Source organism: Aquirufa sp. 5-AUSEE-100C1, from assembly GCF_054558655.1.
Map to the genome: position 1 here is coordinate 7,501 of NZ_JBPXKO010000003.1, position 14,908 is coordinate 22,408.

The following is a 14,908-nucleotide window of genomic DNA, read 5'->3' on the forward strand; positions in this document are numbered from 1 at the left end:
CCATGCTGTTTTCGGTAGTTCAAAACGACCTTGGCTTGAGCGTAAGGCAAATAAGGATGTCGAAATTCATTCCAAATCGCCCGATTCACAAACAGGGGTCGATAAACCCCAGAACCCAGTCGGAACTTTTTAAGATGCTGCCTCACCCATACCGTATCAATCCCATATACCTCAAGTAATTGCTCCGCAACCGCAAATCCACCCAAACGCTCCCGAAATCCCATAATTCGCCTCGCAAACCCCGGCCCAATTCCCGGCAAAGCGACCCATGCAGCCGAATCCGCCTGGTTGATATCAATCTGCCAATCCTGCACTTTTTTGACGTATGTCGTTCTAATTTTATCAGGCCTATTATATATATAGGTAGTTCGCCTGACATAATTTTTCAATCGCTTCTCCTCCGCCGCCTCATAAACCTCCTCATATCGTTTCGGATTGATTTCAGTAAGCTCCTCCCGCAAAGCGAAAAAACGATAGAGATAATGTACCGACATCCCCAAACAGATCAGAAATATTAAAAGACCTATTCCCCGTATTTCTTGTCGGGTCATTCCAAGCATAAAACGGATGTAGTAACGGAAGCGGGGGAGCATAAAATCAGTAGTTCAGTGGTCAGTGGGCAGTAATCTGTAGTTAGTAGTCAGGGGGCGGTATTTATTTTACTTGTTCAAAAACGAAAGTTAGGTGGATAGATTGTATCTGTTAATTGATAAGTAATCCCTCCACGAGAATATCAAAATCAAATTAACTACTATCTCTGAACACTGTCCACTGATTACTGCCCACTGACTACTTATAAAAATTCCCCCTCCCCTATTTGGCAGTTAAAAAAACTTTTACTAATTTTGCAGGCTATTTTAGGATTAACGCCTCCGGGCGAATCCGCAGATGGTTTTTCTGAAACACAAATCTCTTATCGTAGGGGAGGCGCAAAGGGAAATTCGATCTGATCTCTACGAGGCATTCAGCTTTTAATTTTCGTCGGAAACGGCGAGAAATTGCGCCCACGGGCCATTTTTCATTTTAATTTAAAACGTATAAAGCCTTGAGTAACATCACTGCCACAGGAAGACACAGCTTTGCGAAAACGCAGTCTGTGATCAATTATCCAGATTTTCTGGATATCCAAGTCCAATCCTTCCAGGATTTTTTCCAGCTTGAGACAGCTGCGGAAAACCGTACAGACGAAGGTTTATTTAAAGTGTTCGCTGAAAATTTTCCAATCGCGGATTCGCGGGAAAATTTCGTTTTGTCGTTTGTCGACTACTCTGTAGATCCACCGAAATATTCGGTAGATGAGTGTATCGACCGCGGTTTAACGTATTCAGTACCTTTAAAAGCGAAATTGCGTTTGATCTGTAATGATACAGACAACGAGGATTTCCAAACCATCGAACAAGAGGTTTTCTTAGGAAACATCCCTTACATGACCGAGCGTGGATCCTTCGTGATCAACGGTGCGGAGCGTGTTATCGTTTCCCAGCTTCACCGTTCACCCGGTGTTTTCTTCGCACAATCGAAGCACACCAACGGTACAAAATTGTATTCAGCACGTATCATTCCTTTCAAGGGTTCTTGGATTGAATTTGCTACGGACGTAAACAATGTAATGTATGCGTACATCGACCGTAAGAAAAAGTTCCCTGTAACCGTATTGCTTCGTGCTATTGGTTACGGAAATGACAAGGATATCTTGGATTTATTTGGCTTAGCTGAAGAAATCAAGGTAGATAAAAAAGCCATCAAAGGCATCGTAGGTCGTCGTTTGGCGGCACGTGTTTTGAAAACATGGCAAGAAGACTTCGTAGATGAAGATACGGGTGAGGTTGTTTCGATCGACCGTAACGAGATCTTGATCGAGCGTGATACCGTTATCACTGAAAACGAAGTAGAAACGATTTTAGAATCAGGTTCTGCAACGGTTATCTTGCACAAAGATGACGTGAACGTTTCTGACTACAATATCATTTACAATACCTTGCAAAAAGATACTTCAAACTCGGAGAAAGAGGCGGTTGAAGTTATCTACAAGCAATTGCGTAACACGGATGCTCCCGATGAGCAAACGGCACGTGACATCATCCAAAACTTGTTCTTCTCAGACAAGCGTTACGATTTGGGTGAAGTAGGTCGTTACCGAATCAATAAAAAATTAGGTCATGATATCCCAATGGATGTGAAAGTCTTGACCAAAGAAGATATCATTTCTATCGTGAAGTACTTGATCGGATTGATCAACTCACGTGCGGTAGTCGATGATATTGACCACTTATCTAACCGTCGTGTTCGTACCGTAGGTGAGCAATTATATGCGCAGTTCGGTGTGGGTCTAGCACGTATGGCGCGTACCATCAAGGAGCGTATGAATGTTCGTGACAACGAAGATTTCAAACCTGTTGACTTGATTAACGCACGTACGCTTTCGTCGGTGATCAACTCATTCTTTGGAACGAACCAACTATCTCAATTCATGGACCAAACGAATCCATTGGCTGAGATTACACACAAGCGTCGTATGTCGGCACTAGGGCCAGGTGGTCTTTCTCGTGAAAGAGCTGGTTTTGAGGTTCGTGACGTTCACTACACGCACTACGGTCGTCTTTGTACGATTGAAACACCCGAGGGACCAAACATTGGTTTGATTTCTTCTCTTTGTGTTCACGCGAAAGTAAACTCAATGGGCTTCATCGAAACGCCTTACCGTTTAATCGATGGAGGTAAAGTAGATACAACAAGCAATGTACAATACTTGACAGCTGAAGAGGAAGATGGTAAGAACATCGTTCAAGCGAATGCTCCGATCGACATGAAATCTGGTAAGTTCTTATCGGATCGTGTGAAGGCTCGTTTTGAAGGTGATTTCCCATTGGTAAATCCATCGGATGCACAATACATGGACGTTGCTCCAAACCAAATCGTTTCGGTTGCGGCTTCATTGATTCCTTTCTTGGAGCATGATGATGCGAACCGTGCCTTGATGGGATCGAACATGCAACGTCAAGCGGTACCTCTTTTACGTCCAGAAGCTCCTATCGTAGGAACTGGCTTAGAGCACCGTGTGGCGATTGACTCGCGTACCTTAGTGGTTGCTGAAGGAGATGGTGTGATCGAGTACGTAGACGCATTGAAAATCGTTGTCAACTACGATCAAACTGAATCAGAGGCATTAATTAGCTTCGACGGATCATTGAAAACATACGAATTGATCAAATTCCGTAGAACGAACCAAGATACGACGATCAACTTAAAGCCGATCGTGTTCAAGGGCGAGAAAGTGAAGAAAGGTCAAGCGCTTTGCCAAGGTTATGCAACAGAGGCAGGCGAGTTAGCATTAGGTCGTAACATGAAAGTGGCGTTCATGCCATGGCAAGGTTACAACTTTGAGGATGCGATCGTAATCTCGGAGAAAGTTGTTCGTGATGATATCTTTACTTCAATCCACATTGAAGAATTCGAATTAGAAGTTCGTGATACTAAACGTGGTGAGGAGGAATTAACATCTGAAATTCCAAACGTTTCGGAAGAAACAGTTCGTAACCTAGACGAGAACGGTGTTGTTCGCGTAGGTGCGGAAGTGAAAGAGGGTGATATCTTAATCGGTAAGATTACGCCAAAAGGAGAATCTGATCCGACACCCGAAGAAAAATTATTACGTGCCATCTTTGGTGACAAAGCAGGTGACGTGAAAGATGCTTCGAAGAAAGCGCCACCATCGTTAAAAGGTGTGGTTATTGATACGAAATTGTTCTCTCGTCCTAAGAAGGATAAAGAAGAGCGTGAGAAGTCGAAAGCTGAATTGAAGAAGTTAATGAAGGAGTACAGCAAAGACCTTTTGGAGATTCGTCGCCAAATGATCGAGAAGACTGTTGCTTTGTTAGCGGGTAAAACTTGCGCAGGAATTAAGCACAAATTCGGAACGGTGATCGTTGAGAAAGGTGTGAAATTCTCAGCAAAGAACATCGAAGAATTATTATTCCCAGATAAAAACTTATACCGTGATGAGTCTACTTATGCGGTTCAAGAAGAGGCAAACTTGCTTTCCGACTTGATCGTAGAAGAGGCTACTTCGGATGCTGCATTGAACAAATTGTTCATGGCTTTAATTAAGAACTTCAACGTGAAGCGTAATGAAATCGCTGGTCGATTCAAGCGTGAGCGTTTCGTTCTTGAAGTAGGTGATGAATTACCTGCAGGCATCGTGAAGTTGGCGAAAGTGTACATCGCGAAAAAACGTAAGTTGAAAGTGGGTGATAAGATGGCGGGTCGTCACGGTAACAAGGGTGTTGTAGCTCGTATTGTTCGTGAAGAAGATATGCCATTCTTGGAAGATGGAACACCGGTAGATATCGTATTGAATCCACTAGGGGTACCATCTCGTATGAACTTAGGTCAAATTTACGAGACTGTATTAGGTTGGGCTGGTCAAAAATTAGGTAAGCGTTATGCGACACCTATTTTCGACGGTGGAACTGAGGCAGAAGTTGCAGCTGAATTAGCGGCAGCAGGTCTACCAGATTGGGGACGTACTTACCTATACAACGGTTTAACGGGAGATAAATTTGATCAACCGGTAACTGTGGGTATCATTTACATGTTGAAACTTGGTCACTTGGTAGATGATAAAATGCACGCACGTTCAATTGGACCATACTCATTGATTACACAACAACCATTGGGTGGTAAAGCTCAATTCGGTGGTCAGCGTTTCGGTGAGATGGAGGTTTGGGCATTGGAGGCCTTCGGAGCAGCGAATATCTTGCAAGAGATCTTGACTGTGAAGTCGGATGACGTGATCGGCCGTGCCAAAGCGTACGAGGCAATTGTGAAAGGCGAGAATATGCCGAAACCAAACATTCCAGAATCATTCAACGTATTGATTCACGAATTGAGAGGTTTGGCTCTTGAAATCACACTTGAGTAATCATTTACCGGGCCGCTAACACCGGCCCTTAAAAAGAAATCATTTTCCAATTAAATACATCGAAAATGTCATTTAAAAAGACGAGAAAACTGAACAGCGATTTCCAAAAGGTGACCATCTCATTGGCATCACCGGAGTCGATTCTTGAAAGTTCAAACGGTGAGGTAACTCAACCGGAGACTATTAACTACCGTACCTACAAACCCGAAATGGGTGGTTTGTTCTGCGAGCGTATTTTCGGTCCAACAAAGGACTGGGAGTGTCATTGCGGAAAATATAAGCGTATTCGTTACAAAGGCATTATCTGCGACCGTTGCGGAGTAGAGGTGACGGAGAAAAAAGTACGTCGTGAGCGTATGGGCCACATCGAATTAGTGGTTCCTGTTGCACACATCTGGTACTTCCGTAGCTTACCGAACAAGATCGGTTACATGCTTGGATTGTCAACGAAGAAATTAGACCAAATTATCTACTACGAGCGCTATGTCGTAGTTCAACCGGGTATGTACGCGGAAGAAGGAAAGATTGGTAGCCAATACCTAGATTTCTTGACGGAAGACGAGTACTTGGATATTTTGGATAAGTTACCGCGTGAAAACCAACACCTACCTGATGAAGATCCACAGAAATTCATCGCGAAAATGGGTGCTGACGCGTTAAACTTGTTATTAACTCGCATCGATTTAGATAGCTTATCAGCTGATCTACGTCATGCTGCGGATACTGAATCTTCTCAACAACGTAAAGCTGAGGCTTTGAAGCGTTTGAAAGTAGTTGAGGCATTCCGTGAGTCGGTAGGTCGTATCGACAACCGTCCGGAGTGGATGATCATCAAAATGGTCCCTGTAATTCCACCGGAATTGCGTCCATTGGTGCCATTGGATGGTGGTCGTTTCGCGACATCTGACTTGAACGATTTATATCGTCGTGTGATTATCCGTAACAACCGTTTGAAGCGTTTGATCGAAATCAAAGCGCCAGAGGTAATCTTACGTAACGAGAAGCGTATGTTACAAGAGGCTGTTGATAGTTTATTCGACAACTCACGTAAAGTAAACGCGGTTCGTTCTGAGGGTAACCGTGCCTTGAAGTCCCTTTCTGATATGTTGAAAGGTAAGCAAGGTCGTTTCCGTCAAAACTTATTAGGTAAGCGTGTCGACTATTCAGGTCGTTCGGTTATCGTGGTAGGTCCAGAATTGAAAATGCACGAGTGTGGTCTTCCGAAAGACATGGCGGCTGAATTATTCAAGCCGTTTGTGATCCGTAAGTTGATCGAGCGTGGTATCGTGAAGACGGTGAAGTCGGCGAAGAAAATCGTTGACCGCAAGGACCCAGTTGTTTGGGATATTTTGGAAAACGTAATGAAAGGACACCCAGTTCTTTTAAACCGTGCTCCTACGTTGCACCGTTTGGGTATCCAAGCATTCCAACCGAAATTAATCGAAGGAAAAGCGATTCAATTGCACCCATTGACATGTACGGCATTTAACGCCGACTTTGACGGTGACCAGATGGCGGTTCACGTTCCACTAGGACATGAAGCGATTTTGGAAGCCTCCTTGTTAATGCTTGCATCACATAACATCTTGAACCCTGCGAATGGTGCGCCGATCACGGTACCATCACAAGACATGGTTTTGGGTCTATACTACGTGACGAAAGGACGTAAGTCGACTCCAGATCATAAAGTAGCGGGTGAAGGATCTCGTTTCTACGGATTTGAGGAGGTAGTTATCGCCTTGAACGAGAAGAAATTATCGAAGCACGCGAACATCGTGGTGAAAGCTACAGTTCGTAAGGAAGATGGTACATTGGTACAAGAAATGGTGGAAACTGTTGCGGGCCGTGTATTGTTCAACCTTTGTGTTCCGGAGCAAGTAGGTTATATCAACGAATTGTTGACAAAGAAGAAGTTGCAACAAATCATCTCACATGTTCACAAGATCTGTGGTATGGCGCGTACGGCACAATTCTTGGATGATATTAAAGAATTAGGTTTCCAACAAGCCTTCCACGGTGGTTTATCGATGGGTATTGGCGACGTTCAGATTCCTGCGGAGAAAGCTTCTTTGGTGAAGAAAGCGCAAGATGATGTTCAAGCGGTTTGGGACAACTACTTAATGGGTTTAATCACAGATAACGAGCGTTACAACGCGGTTATTGACATCTGGACAAAAGTGAACTCGAAAATTACCGAGACATTGATGAAGCAGATGGAGGAGGACAACCAAGGATTTAACGCCATCTACATGATGATGCACTCAGGAGCACGTGGTTCTCGTGAGCAGATTCGTCAGCTGGGTGGTATGCGTGGTTTGATGGCGAAACCTCAGAAGAACTTACAAGGTTCGGTAGGTGAAATCATCGAAAACCCAATCCTTTCTAACTTTAAAGAAGGTCTAGACGTATTAGAGTACTTTATCTCGACACACGGTGCGCGTAAAGGTTTGGCGGATACTGCCTTGAAAACAGCCGATGCGGGTTACTTGACTCGTCGTTTACATGACGTCGCACAAGATGTTATCGTGAATGAAGAGGATTGCGGTACTTTACGTGGTATTGAGGTGTTCCCATTGAAAGACAATGAGGAGATCATCGAGCCATTGTCGGAGCGTATCTTGGGTCGTGTATCGGTACATGATGTTATTGATCCAGTTTCTGGTGAATTAATCGTTTCTTCGGGAGATGAAATCACGGAAATTGCTGCTCAGAAAATCGACGAAACGGCGATTGATTCCGTAGAGATTCGTTCGGTATTGACTTGTGAAACACGTAGTGGTGTTTGTGCGAAGTGTTATGGACGTAACTTGTCTACAGCACGCATGGTGAACATCGGTGAGGCTGTTGGTGTAATTGCATCACAATCCATCGGTGAGCCAGGAACGCAGTTGACCTTACGTACGTTCCACGTGGGTGGTACCGCACAAAACGTTTCCTTGGATGCGAGCGTGAAAGCGAAGTTTGATGGTGTGATCAAGTTTGAAGAGGTTCGTTCGGTAAGCTCAACGGATGCAGAGGGTAATGCCACTGAAATCGTGATGGGTCGTTCGGGTGAGGTTCAAATTGTGAATCCAGCTAACAAGCAAGTATTGATTTCAAGCAACGTGCCTTACGGTTCATTCTTACGCGTGAAAGATGGTCAAACCATCAAGAAAGGCGAGGAGATTTGTGCATGGGATCCATACAACGCGGTCATCTTATCGGAAGCTGAAGGTAAAGTAGAATTCGAGGCAATCGAAGAAAACAATACGTACAAAGAAGAGGCGGATGAGCAAACAGGTATGCGTGAGAAGGTAATCATCGAGTCGAAAGACAAGACGAAAAACCCATCCGTTTTAGTTGTTGCGAAAGGCAAAGAAAACTTAGTATACAACGTTCCTGTGGGTGCGCGTTTAGCGATCGACGAGGGCGATAAAATCAAAGCGGGCCAAATCATCGCGAAGATTCCACGTGCTGCGGGTAAAACGCGTGACATTACGGGAGGTCTTCCACGTGTAACAGAATTATTCGAGGCACGTAACCCATCGAACCCAGCGGTGGTATCTGAAATCGACGGGGTAATTTCTTACGGTGTTATCAAGCGTGGTAACCGTGAAATTATCGTAACGCCGAAAGAAGGTACAGAGCGTCGTTACTTGGTGCCATTGACTCGTTTCATCTTGGTACAAAATAATGACTTCGTACGTGCGGGTATGCCGTTATCGGATGGTGCGATTACGCCATCAGATATCTTGAAGATCAAAGGACCAACAGCGGTTCAGGAATACTTAGTAAACGAAATCCAAGATGTATACCGTCTACAAGGGGTAAAAATCAACGATAAGCACATCGAGTGTATTGTACGCCAAATGATGCAGAAAGTTGAAATCCTTGAGCCAGGTGATACGCAATTCTTGCAAGGTCAAAACGTAGATCGTTTTGTCTTCCGTCAAGAAAATGATACGATCTTGGATAAGAAAGTAATTACTGACGCGGGTGATTCAGAGAAATACAAAGCAGGTATGATCTTGACAGCACGTGCTTTACGTGATGAGAACTCATCATTGAAGCGTCGTGACTTGAAGTTGATGAAAGTCCGTGATGCGCAAGCAGCGGTATCCTCATCGAACTTGCAAGGTATCACACAAGCTTCGTTAGGTACGGATTCATTCATCTCAGCAGCATCGTTCCAAGAGACTACCAAAGTTCTTTCGGAAGCATCGATTCGCGCGAAACAAGATACCTTGGACGGCTTGAAAGAGAACGTTATCGTAGGTCACTTGATTCCAGCGGGTACAGGTGTTCGTCGCTACCAAAACATTTTAGTAAACTCAGCAGATGAGTTGAAACAATTGGAGAAAGCGGCTGCTGTAGAAGTAGACGAAGTAAAAGAAACCGCTGCGAGCAACTAATCTTGCTTGAAGCTTATTCATCTAGAACCCTGGACGGCAACGTTCAGGGTTCTTTTTTTATCAGCCTCTTGATAAATCCATTTTTCGAATAGCCATTGTTTCCTGGCTTTGCCAATTTCAGGGCATGGCTAACATCAAACAACAAGAAAACAAGGATTGTGGAATAGCCTGCCTGGCATCGATTGGGCAGCATTATGGCTTGTATTTACCACAATCCAAAATTCGGGCTTGGGCCCAAACGGATTTACAGGGAACAAATCTCTTGGGAATGCTGCACGCAGCCACGCAAATGGGATTTAAAGGCAAGGCCTTACGTGGAACAGTCGGCCAACTTAAACATCTCCCCTTGCCGGCAATTGCCCATGGGATGATTGAAAAAAATCTGAGCCATTTTGTGGTCATCCAACAAGTTCACACGCGCTATGTACGGGTGATGGATCCGCTCGTAGGTGAAACAATCAAAATGAGTTGGTCGGAATTCGACGCATTTTGGTCAGGCGTCGTACTGCGATTACAACCCATGGATTCCTTTAAGCCATACAATGATATTCTTCCGATGTACCACCGGATGTGGGAATATGTGAAGGCCTTTTGGCTGAGCTTGTTGGGCACATGGTTAGCGGGCATCCTTTATACACTTTTGGGCCTCAGTATGAGCTTTTTTATACAGCAAATTTCCGATGTTATCATCCCCCAAAGAGACATATCGCTACTTAGGGAGTATGCGCTGATGATGTTGGCAATCCTATTATTGCAATTCGGATGCCTAGCTTTCAAATTTAGGAATACGCTCTATATCGGAAAGCGAATCGATCAGCGATTGACGCAAACGTATTTTCAACATATGCTTAGCCTCCCGCAGTCATTCTTCGATACCCATCGGGTGGGTGATATGCTTTCAAGAATCAGTGATGCGGTTAAGATTCGTCACTTTATGAGCGAGGTACTCGTTGAATTATTCATGCAGGCGAGCGTTGTCATTTGTGCGTATGGAATTCTATTTAGGGTTAATCGTCTACTTGCATGGTACATGACGGCATTGCTTCCTATTTATGCCTTAATCTATTATTTAAGTAATCGTAGAAATAAAAAACTGGAGCGGCAGGTGATGGAGGGAAGTGCCCGACTAGAAAACCATTGGGTTGAGAGCTTAAGCAAAGTCAGGACCTTGAAACTGTTTGGAGCGGAGTCATTGTTCGTCGAAAAGGGCAGACGATTGATGGATTCACTTTTGGATACCGTGCAGGATTCGAAGCGAATCAACTTTTCCACGGAGTTGCTAGCGCAGGGAATTCGATCCCTTTTTACCCTATTGCTGCTTTGGAAGGGAGGTGAATTCGTGATGCACGAAGCGTTAAGTATTGGGGAATTGTTCGCCCTCTTTGCCCTCTATGGTTATTTTTCGGGGCCCATCGCTCAATTGGTTCAGGCCAATCAAGCCATACAATCCGCCCGAATTGCCAGCGAGCGACTCCATGATATCCTCGATCAAGAAACCGAGGAGCAGGGTCAATCACCACCTAATGAACTTCAAAAAGAAATCAGCATCCAGCAAGTTGGTTTTCGTTTTGGATTTAGAAAATCGATTTTGGAGGGAGTCGACCTATCCATTCCGTTGGGTACATTCACAGGGATTGTTGGAGAAAGTGGTTCCGGGAAGAGCACGCTGCTCAAGTTATGCATGAAAATATATACACCGCAATCGGGTAAGATTTTGTGGGATGATGAAGACATACAAACTATTTCAGGCGTTGCGCTTCGCAAAAAAATGGCCTTCGTGCCTCAAGAAATCGAATTATTTGATGGCAACTTCTACAGCAATATTGCCTTGGGGGATGCTAACCCAAACCTTGAACGAATTAGGCATGTGGCAGAAATCACGGGGCTACAAGAGATCATTGAGCGATTACCGCACGGTTATGAGACAGGTTTAGGCGAAAATGGAATAGCTTTGTCGGGCGGACAAAAACAACGTTTAGGGATTGCGCGGGCATTCTATCTTCTACCGGAAGTAATCCTCTTGGATGAGGCCACAGCCTGGTTAGATAGCGTAGCTGAACGAAAAATTCTGCAGGTTATACGTTCTCAGATCAGAACAGTTGTTTGCATTAGTCATCGCTTAACTCAATTCCAAGATGCCGATTGTATACATGTCATCCAAGCAGGTACGGTTGTGGAGTCAGGGACACATGCCGATTTAATGCAAAAAGTTGGCGCCTATTTTAATCTCTATTCAAAACAAAATGGGGAATTGGTTTAATCTGTCCTTGCTCTTTTGTAATTTCAAAACTTATAAAAATAGCTTATGGAAAATCCCACAGAAGAGAACCAACTGAATATTGAATTGCCAGAAGATTTAGCGGAAGGCGCCTATGTGAATTTGGCATTGATCGCCCATTCTCCATCGGAATTTGTGATGGATTTTATTCGCATTTTACCGGGTATCCCGAAGGGCAAAGTGAAGTCCCGGGTGGTGATGACGCCCGACCATGCTTACCGATTATTACAGGCTTTGCAAGAGAATGTACAACGCTACGAAGATAGTTTTGGACCCATAAACAAGGATGGTAGCGATGCCGGCTTCCAATTTCCCATGAATTATAATGGGCCAATAGGCGAAGCGTAATCGTTTTAAATTTTTTATTCTTCCTAAAAGCCCGAAAATTTTCGGGCTTTTAGGGTAAAAATGGGTTTAGATAGCCTTTTAAGAGGAAAGAACAACCCGATCAAAGGCATGGCCATCTTAAACAAACAAAATTTAGCAGCAGGATTTTCATCCAATATTTCGGTTCAAAAACCGAATCCTGCGGTCTTCGACTACCCAGAAAAAGTATTACAGTTTGGAACTGGAGTCTTGTTACGTGGACTATGTGATTATTTTATCGACAAGGCAAATAATGCGGGTCAATTTAAGGGCCGCGTAGTGGTGGTTAAGTCGACCGACCGACCAGGTGCTGATGCATTTACCGATCAAGATGGTTTATTCACCCATTGCATCAAGGGGATTGAGGAAGGAGTTGCCATCGAGGAGACATTAATCAACGCCTCCATTTCACGAACCATTACGGCAGCTACCGCTTGGGCTGATATTTTAGCTTGCGCGCAAAGCCCTGATATGCAGGTAATTATTTCCAATACAACCGAGGTGGGTATTCAATACCATTCGAATGATCCAATTGATACAGCCTGCCCAAAATCATTTCCAGCGAAATTATTAGCATTTTTAGTAGCGCGCTATAATCATTTCAAGGGTGCCCCTAAAACGGGCATGGTGATTATCCCCACGGAACTCATTATCAACAATGGCGATGTATTGAAAGACATCGTATTGAAGTTGGCCGCCGATCATCAATTGCCCGCCGATTTCATGACGTGGTTGGCTACGGAAAATGATTTCTGTAATTCCTTAGTAGATCGCATTGTACCGGGTGCTCCAGATGCGGAAACGGCTGCTTCGATTTGTGCGGAGGTGGGCTATGAAGATAAGAATATCATTGTTTCGGAGGTATATCGTTTGTGGGCGATTCAGGGGGGAGCTCGTGTCAAAGAGGTATTGAGCTTTGCGAAAGCGGATGCCGGCGTGGTGATTGCCGAAGACATCGAAATCTATCGTGAATTGAAACTTCGTCTCTTGAACGGAACACATTCGTTGATGTGCGGAATGTCGTACTTACTAGGTTTCCGCTTGGTGAAGGATGCGATGGCCAATAATTATTTGAGCAAATTAATCATGAACTTGATGTTGAGCGAATTGGCCTTGGCTATTCCTTACAAGATGGACTTTAAAGTCGCGGATCGTTTTGGTCGGGCGGTATTAGATCGTTTCAAAAACCCGTTCATTAATCATAAATTAATCGATATCACGGTTCAGTATACGACCAAGATGCGGATGCGAAATATTCCATTGTTGGTGAATTACTACAAGGAATTCGGTAAAGCTCCCGAATTATTCGCCATGGGCTTTGCGGCCTACTTGCAGTTCATGCATGCGGTGAAGGAAGAGAATGGCAAGTATTTCGGAGATTCCAATGGGGAATTATATCCGATTAATTGCGACCATGCTGGGTACTTTTACGAGGCTTGGAAGGATTTTAATTTGAATCAGGTATTAGCAGATAAGAGCCTATGGGGAGAAGATTTAAGTGCACTTCCTGGTTTTGAAGCAGCGGTACAGAAATACATATAAGCAAATATGAAGGCATTTTTAAACGAAGATTTTTTATTGCAATCGCCAACGGCCCAAACTTTGTATCATGAGTTTGCGGCCAAACAGCCGATCATCGATTACCATAATCATTTGGTACCTGAACAAATCGCGGAGGACAAGCAATTCGATAATATTACGCAAATCTGGCTATATGGCGACCACTACAAATGGCGTGCTATGCGTGCGCATGGCGTGGACGAAAAGTACATCACCGGAAATGCCAGCGATGAGGAGAAGTTCATGAAATGGGCGGAAACAGTTCCTTACACGATGCGAAATCCATTGTACCATTGGACGCATTTGGAATTGCAACGCTACTTTGGCGTTACGGAATTATTGAACAAGGATTCTGCCAAACGCATTTATGATCATTGCTCTGCTTTGTTGCGTACGAAGGAATACTCGGTTCGTAATTTGTTGTTAAAAATGAATGTGAAAGCGTTATGTACAACGGATGATCCGATTGATAATTTGAGCTATCACAAGCAAATCGCGGCCAGTGGATATTCGATCAAGGTATTGCCAACTTTCCGTCCCGACAAGGCGATGGGGGTAGACGATGAGGCTGTTTTCGTAGCTTATGTGAATGCATTGGCGACAGCCGCAGGTCAGACGATTCGTACGTTGGCTGATTACAAGGCTGCCATCAAGTCGCGCCATGATTTCTTCCATGAGGCGGGTTGTCGTTTGAGTGACCATGGCTTGGAGCATATCTATGCGGAGGAGTTTACGAATGAGGAAATTGAATTGATTTTTGATCGATTGATCACGGGTAAGGTGATTAGCAAAAAAGAGAAATGGCAATTTAAATCGGCCATGCTCGTATATTTTGCACATTTGGATCATGCACGTGGGTGGACCCAACAATTTCACTTGGGGGCAATTCGGAACAACAATGCGCGTCTTTTGGGTGCCTTAGGACCTGATACCGGTTTTGATTCGATTGGTGATTTTGAGCAAGCTCGTCCCCTATCGGCGTTCTTGAATCACTTGGATTCAACGAACCAATTGGCCAAAACAATTCTATATAACTTGAACCCGCGCGACAATGAGTTGCTAGCAACCATGACCGGTAATTTCCAAGACGGAACGATCGTAGGGAAGATGCAATTCGGTTCAGGCTGGTGGTTCTTGGATCAAAAAGATGGGATGGAGAAGCAGATTAATGCTTTATCGAATATGGGGATGTTGAGTCACTTTGTGGGGATGTTAACGGATTCTCGGAGTTTCTTATCTTTCCCACGCCATGAGTATTTTAGAAGAATCTTATGTAATTTACTGGGCCAAGATGTGGAAAATGGCGAGTTGCCGGCTGACATCGCTTGGTTAGGAAAATTGGTAGAGGACATTTCGTACAAGAATGCCTCGTCGTTTTTTAATTTTGAATAA

At 44.2% G+C, this 14,908-nt stretch carries 7 protein-coding genes (1 of these 7 cut by a window edge); 6 read left to right on the top strand and 1 reads right to left on the bottom strand.

Annotated elements, in window-relative coordinates; all coding sequences use genetic code 11:
• Nucleotides 1-593: the 5' portion of a helix-hairpin-helix domain-containing protein gene (locus ACMH5P_RS07015; RefSeq protein WP_459493622.1), read on the bottom strand. 94 nt of this gene lie to the left of the window's left edge; 593 of the gene's 687 nt are visible here — the first part of the coding sequence; it begins with the start codon at nt 591-593; its stop codon lies beyond the left edge, outside the window.
• Nucleotides 594-1,045: 452 nt separating this feature from the next.
• Between ACMH5P_RS07015 and rpoB the strand changes: the two genes are divergently transcribed.
• The 6 genes from rpoB to uxaC all read left to right on the top strand — a co-directional run bounded on the left by rpoB (nt 1,046) and on the right by uxaC (nt 14,908).
• Nucleotides 1,046-4,921: a DNA-directed RNA polymerase subunit beta gene (rpoB, locus tag ACMH5P_RS07020; RefSeq protein ID WP_459493623.1), complete on the top strand. Its 3,876-nt coding sequence runs from the start codon at nt 1,046-1,048 to the stop codon at nt 4,919-4,921.
• 65 nt (nt 4,922-4,986) lie between these two features.
• Complete coding sequence (gene rpoC / locus ACMH5P_RS07025; protein WP_459493624.1) at nt 4,987-9,312, top strand: DNA-directed RNA polymerase subunit beta'; 4,326 nt, start codon at nt 4,987-4,989, stop codon at nt 9,310-9,312.
• Between the two features lie 124 nt (nt 9,313-9,436).
• Complete coding sequence (locus ACMH5P_RS07030) at nt 9,437-11,572, top strand: peptidase domain-containing ABC transporter (protein WP_459493625.1); 2,136 nt, start codon at nt 9,437-9,439, stop codon at nt 11,570-11,572.
• Between the two features lie 45 nt (nt 11,573-11,617).
• A complete protein-coding gene (locus ACMH5P_RS07035; protein WP_459493626.1) occupies nt 11,618-11,938 on the top strand; it encodes a DUF3467 domain-containing protein in 321 nt (106 codons plus the stop codon).
• A gap of 60 nt (nt 11,939-11,998) precedes the next feature.
• Complete coding sequence (locus ACMH5P_RS07040) at nt 11,999-13,498, top strand: tagaturonate reductase (protein WP_459493627.1); 1,500 nt, start codon at nt 11,999-12,001, stop codon at nt 13,496-13,498.
• Nucleotides 13,499-13,504: 6 nt separating this feature from the next.
• Complete coding sequence (uxaC, locus tag ACMH5P_RS07045) at nt 13,505-14,908, top strand: glucuronate isomerase (protein WP_459493628.1); 1,404 nt, start codon at nt 13,505-13,507, stop codon at nt 14,906-14,908.

Coding starts and splice junctions, on each gene's coding strand:
- rpoC (WP_459493624.1), top strand. CDS start 4,987: ATGTCATTTAAAAAGACGAGAAAACTGAACAGCGATTTCCAAAAGGTG.
- ACMH5P_RS07030 (WP_459493625.1), top strand. CDS start 9,437: ATGGCTAACATCAAACAACAAGAAAACAAGGATTGTGGAATAGCCTGC.
- ACMH5P_RS07035 (WP_459493626.1), top strand. CDS start 11,618: ATGGAAAATCCCACAGAAGAGAACCAACTGAATATTGAATTGCCAGAA.
- ACMH5P_RS07040 (WP_459493627.1), top strand. CDS start 11,999: ATGGGTTTAGATAGCCTTTTAAGAGGAAAGAACAACCCGATCAAAGGC.
- uxaC (WP_459493628.1), top strand. CDS start 13,505: ATGAAGGCATTTTTAAACGAAGATTTTTTATTGCAATCGCCAACGGCC.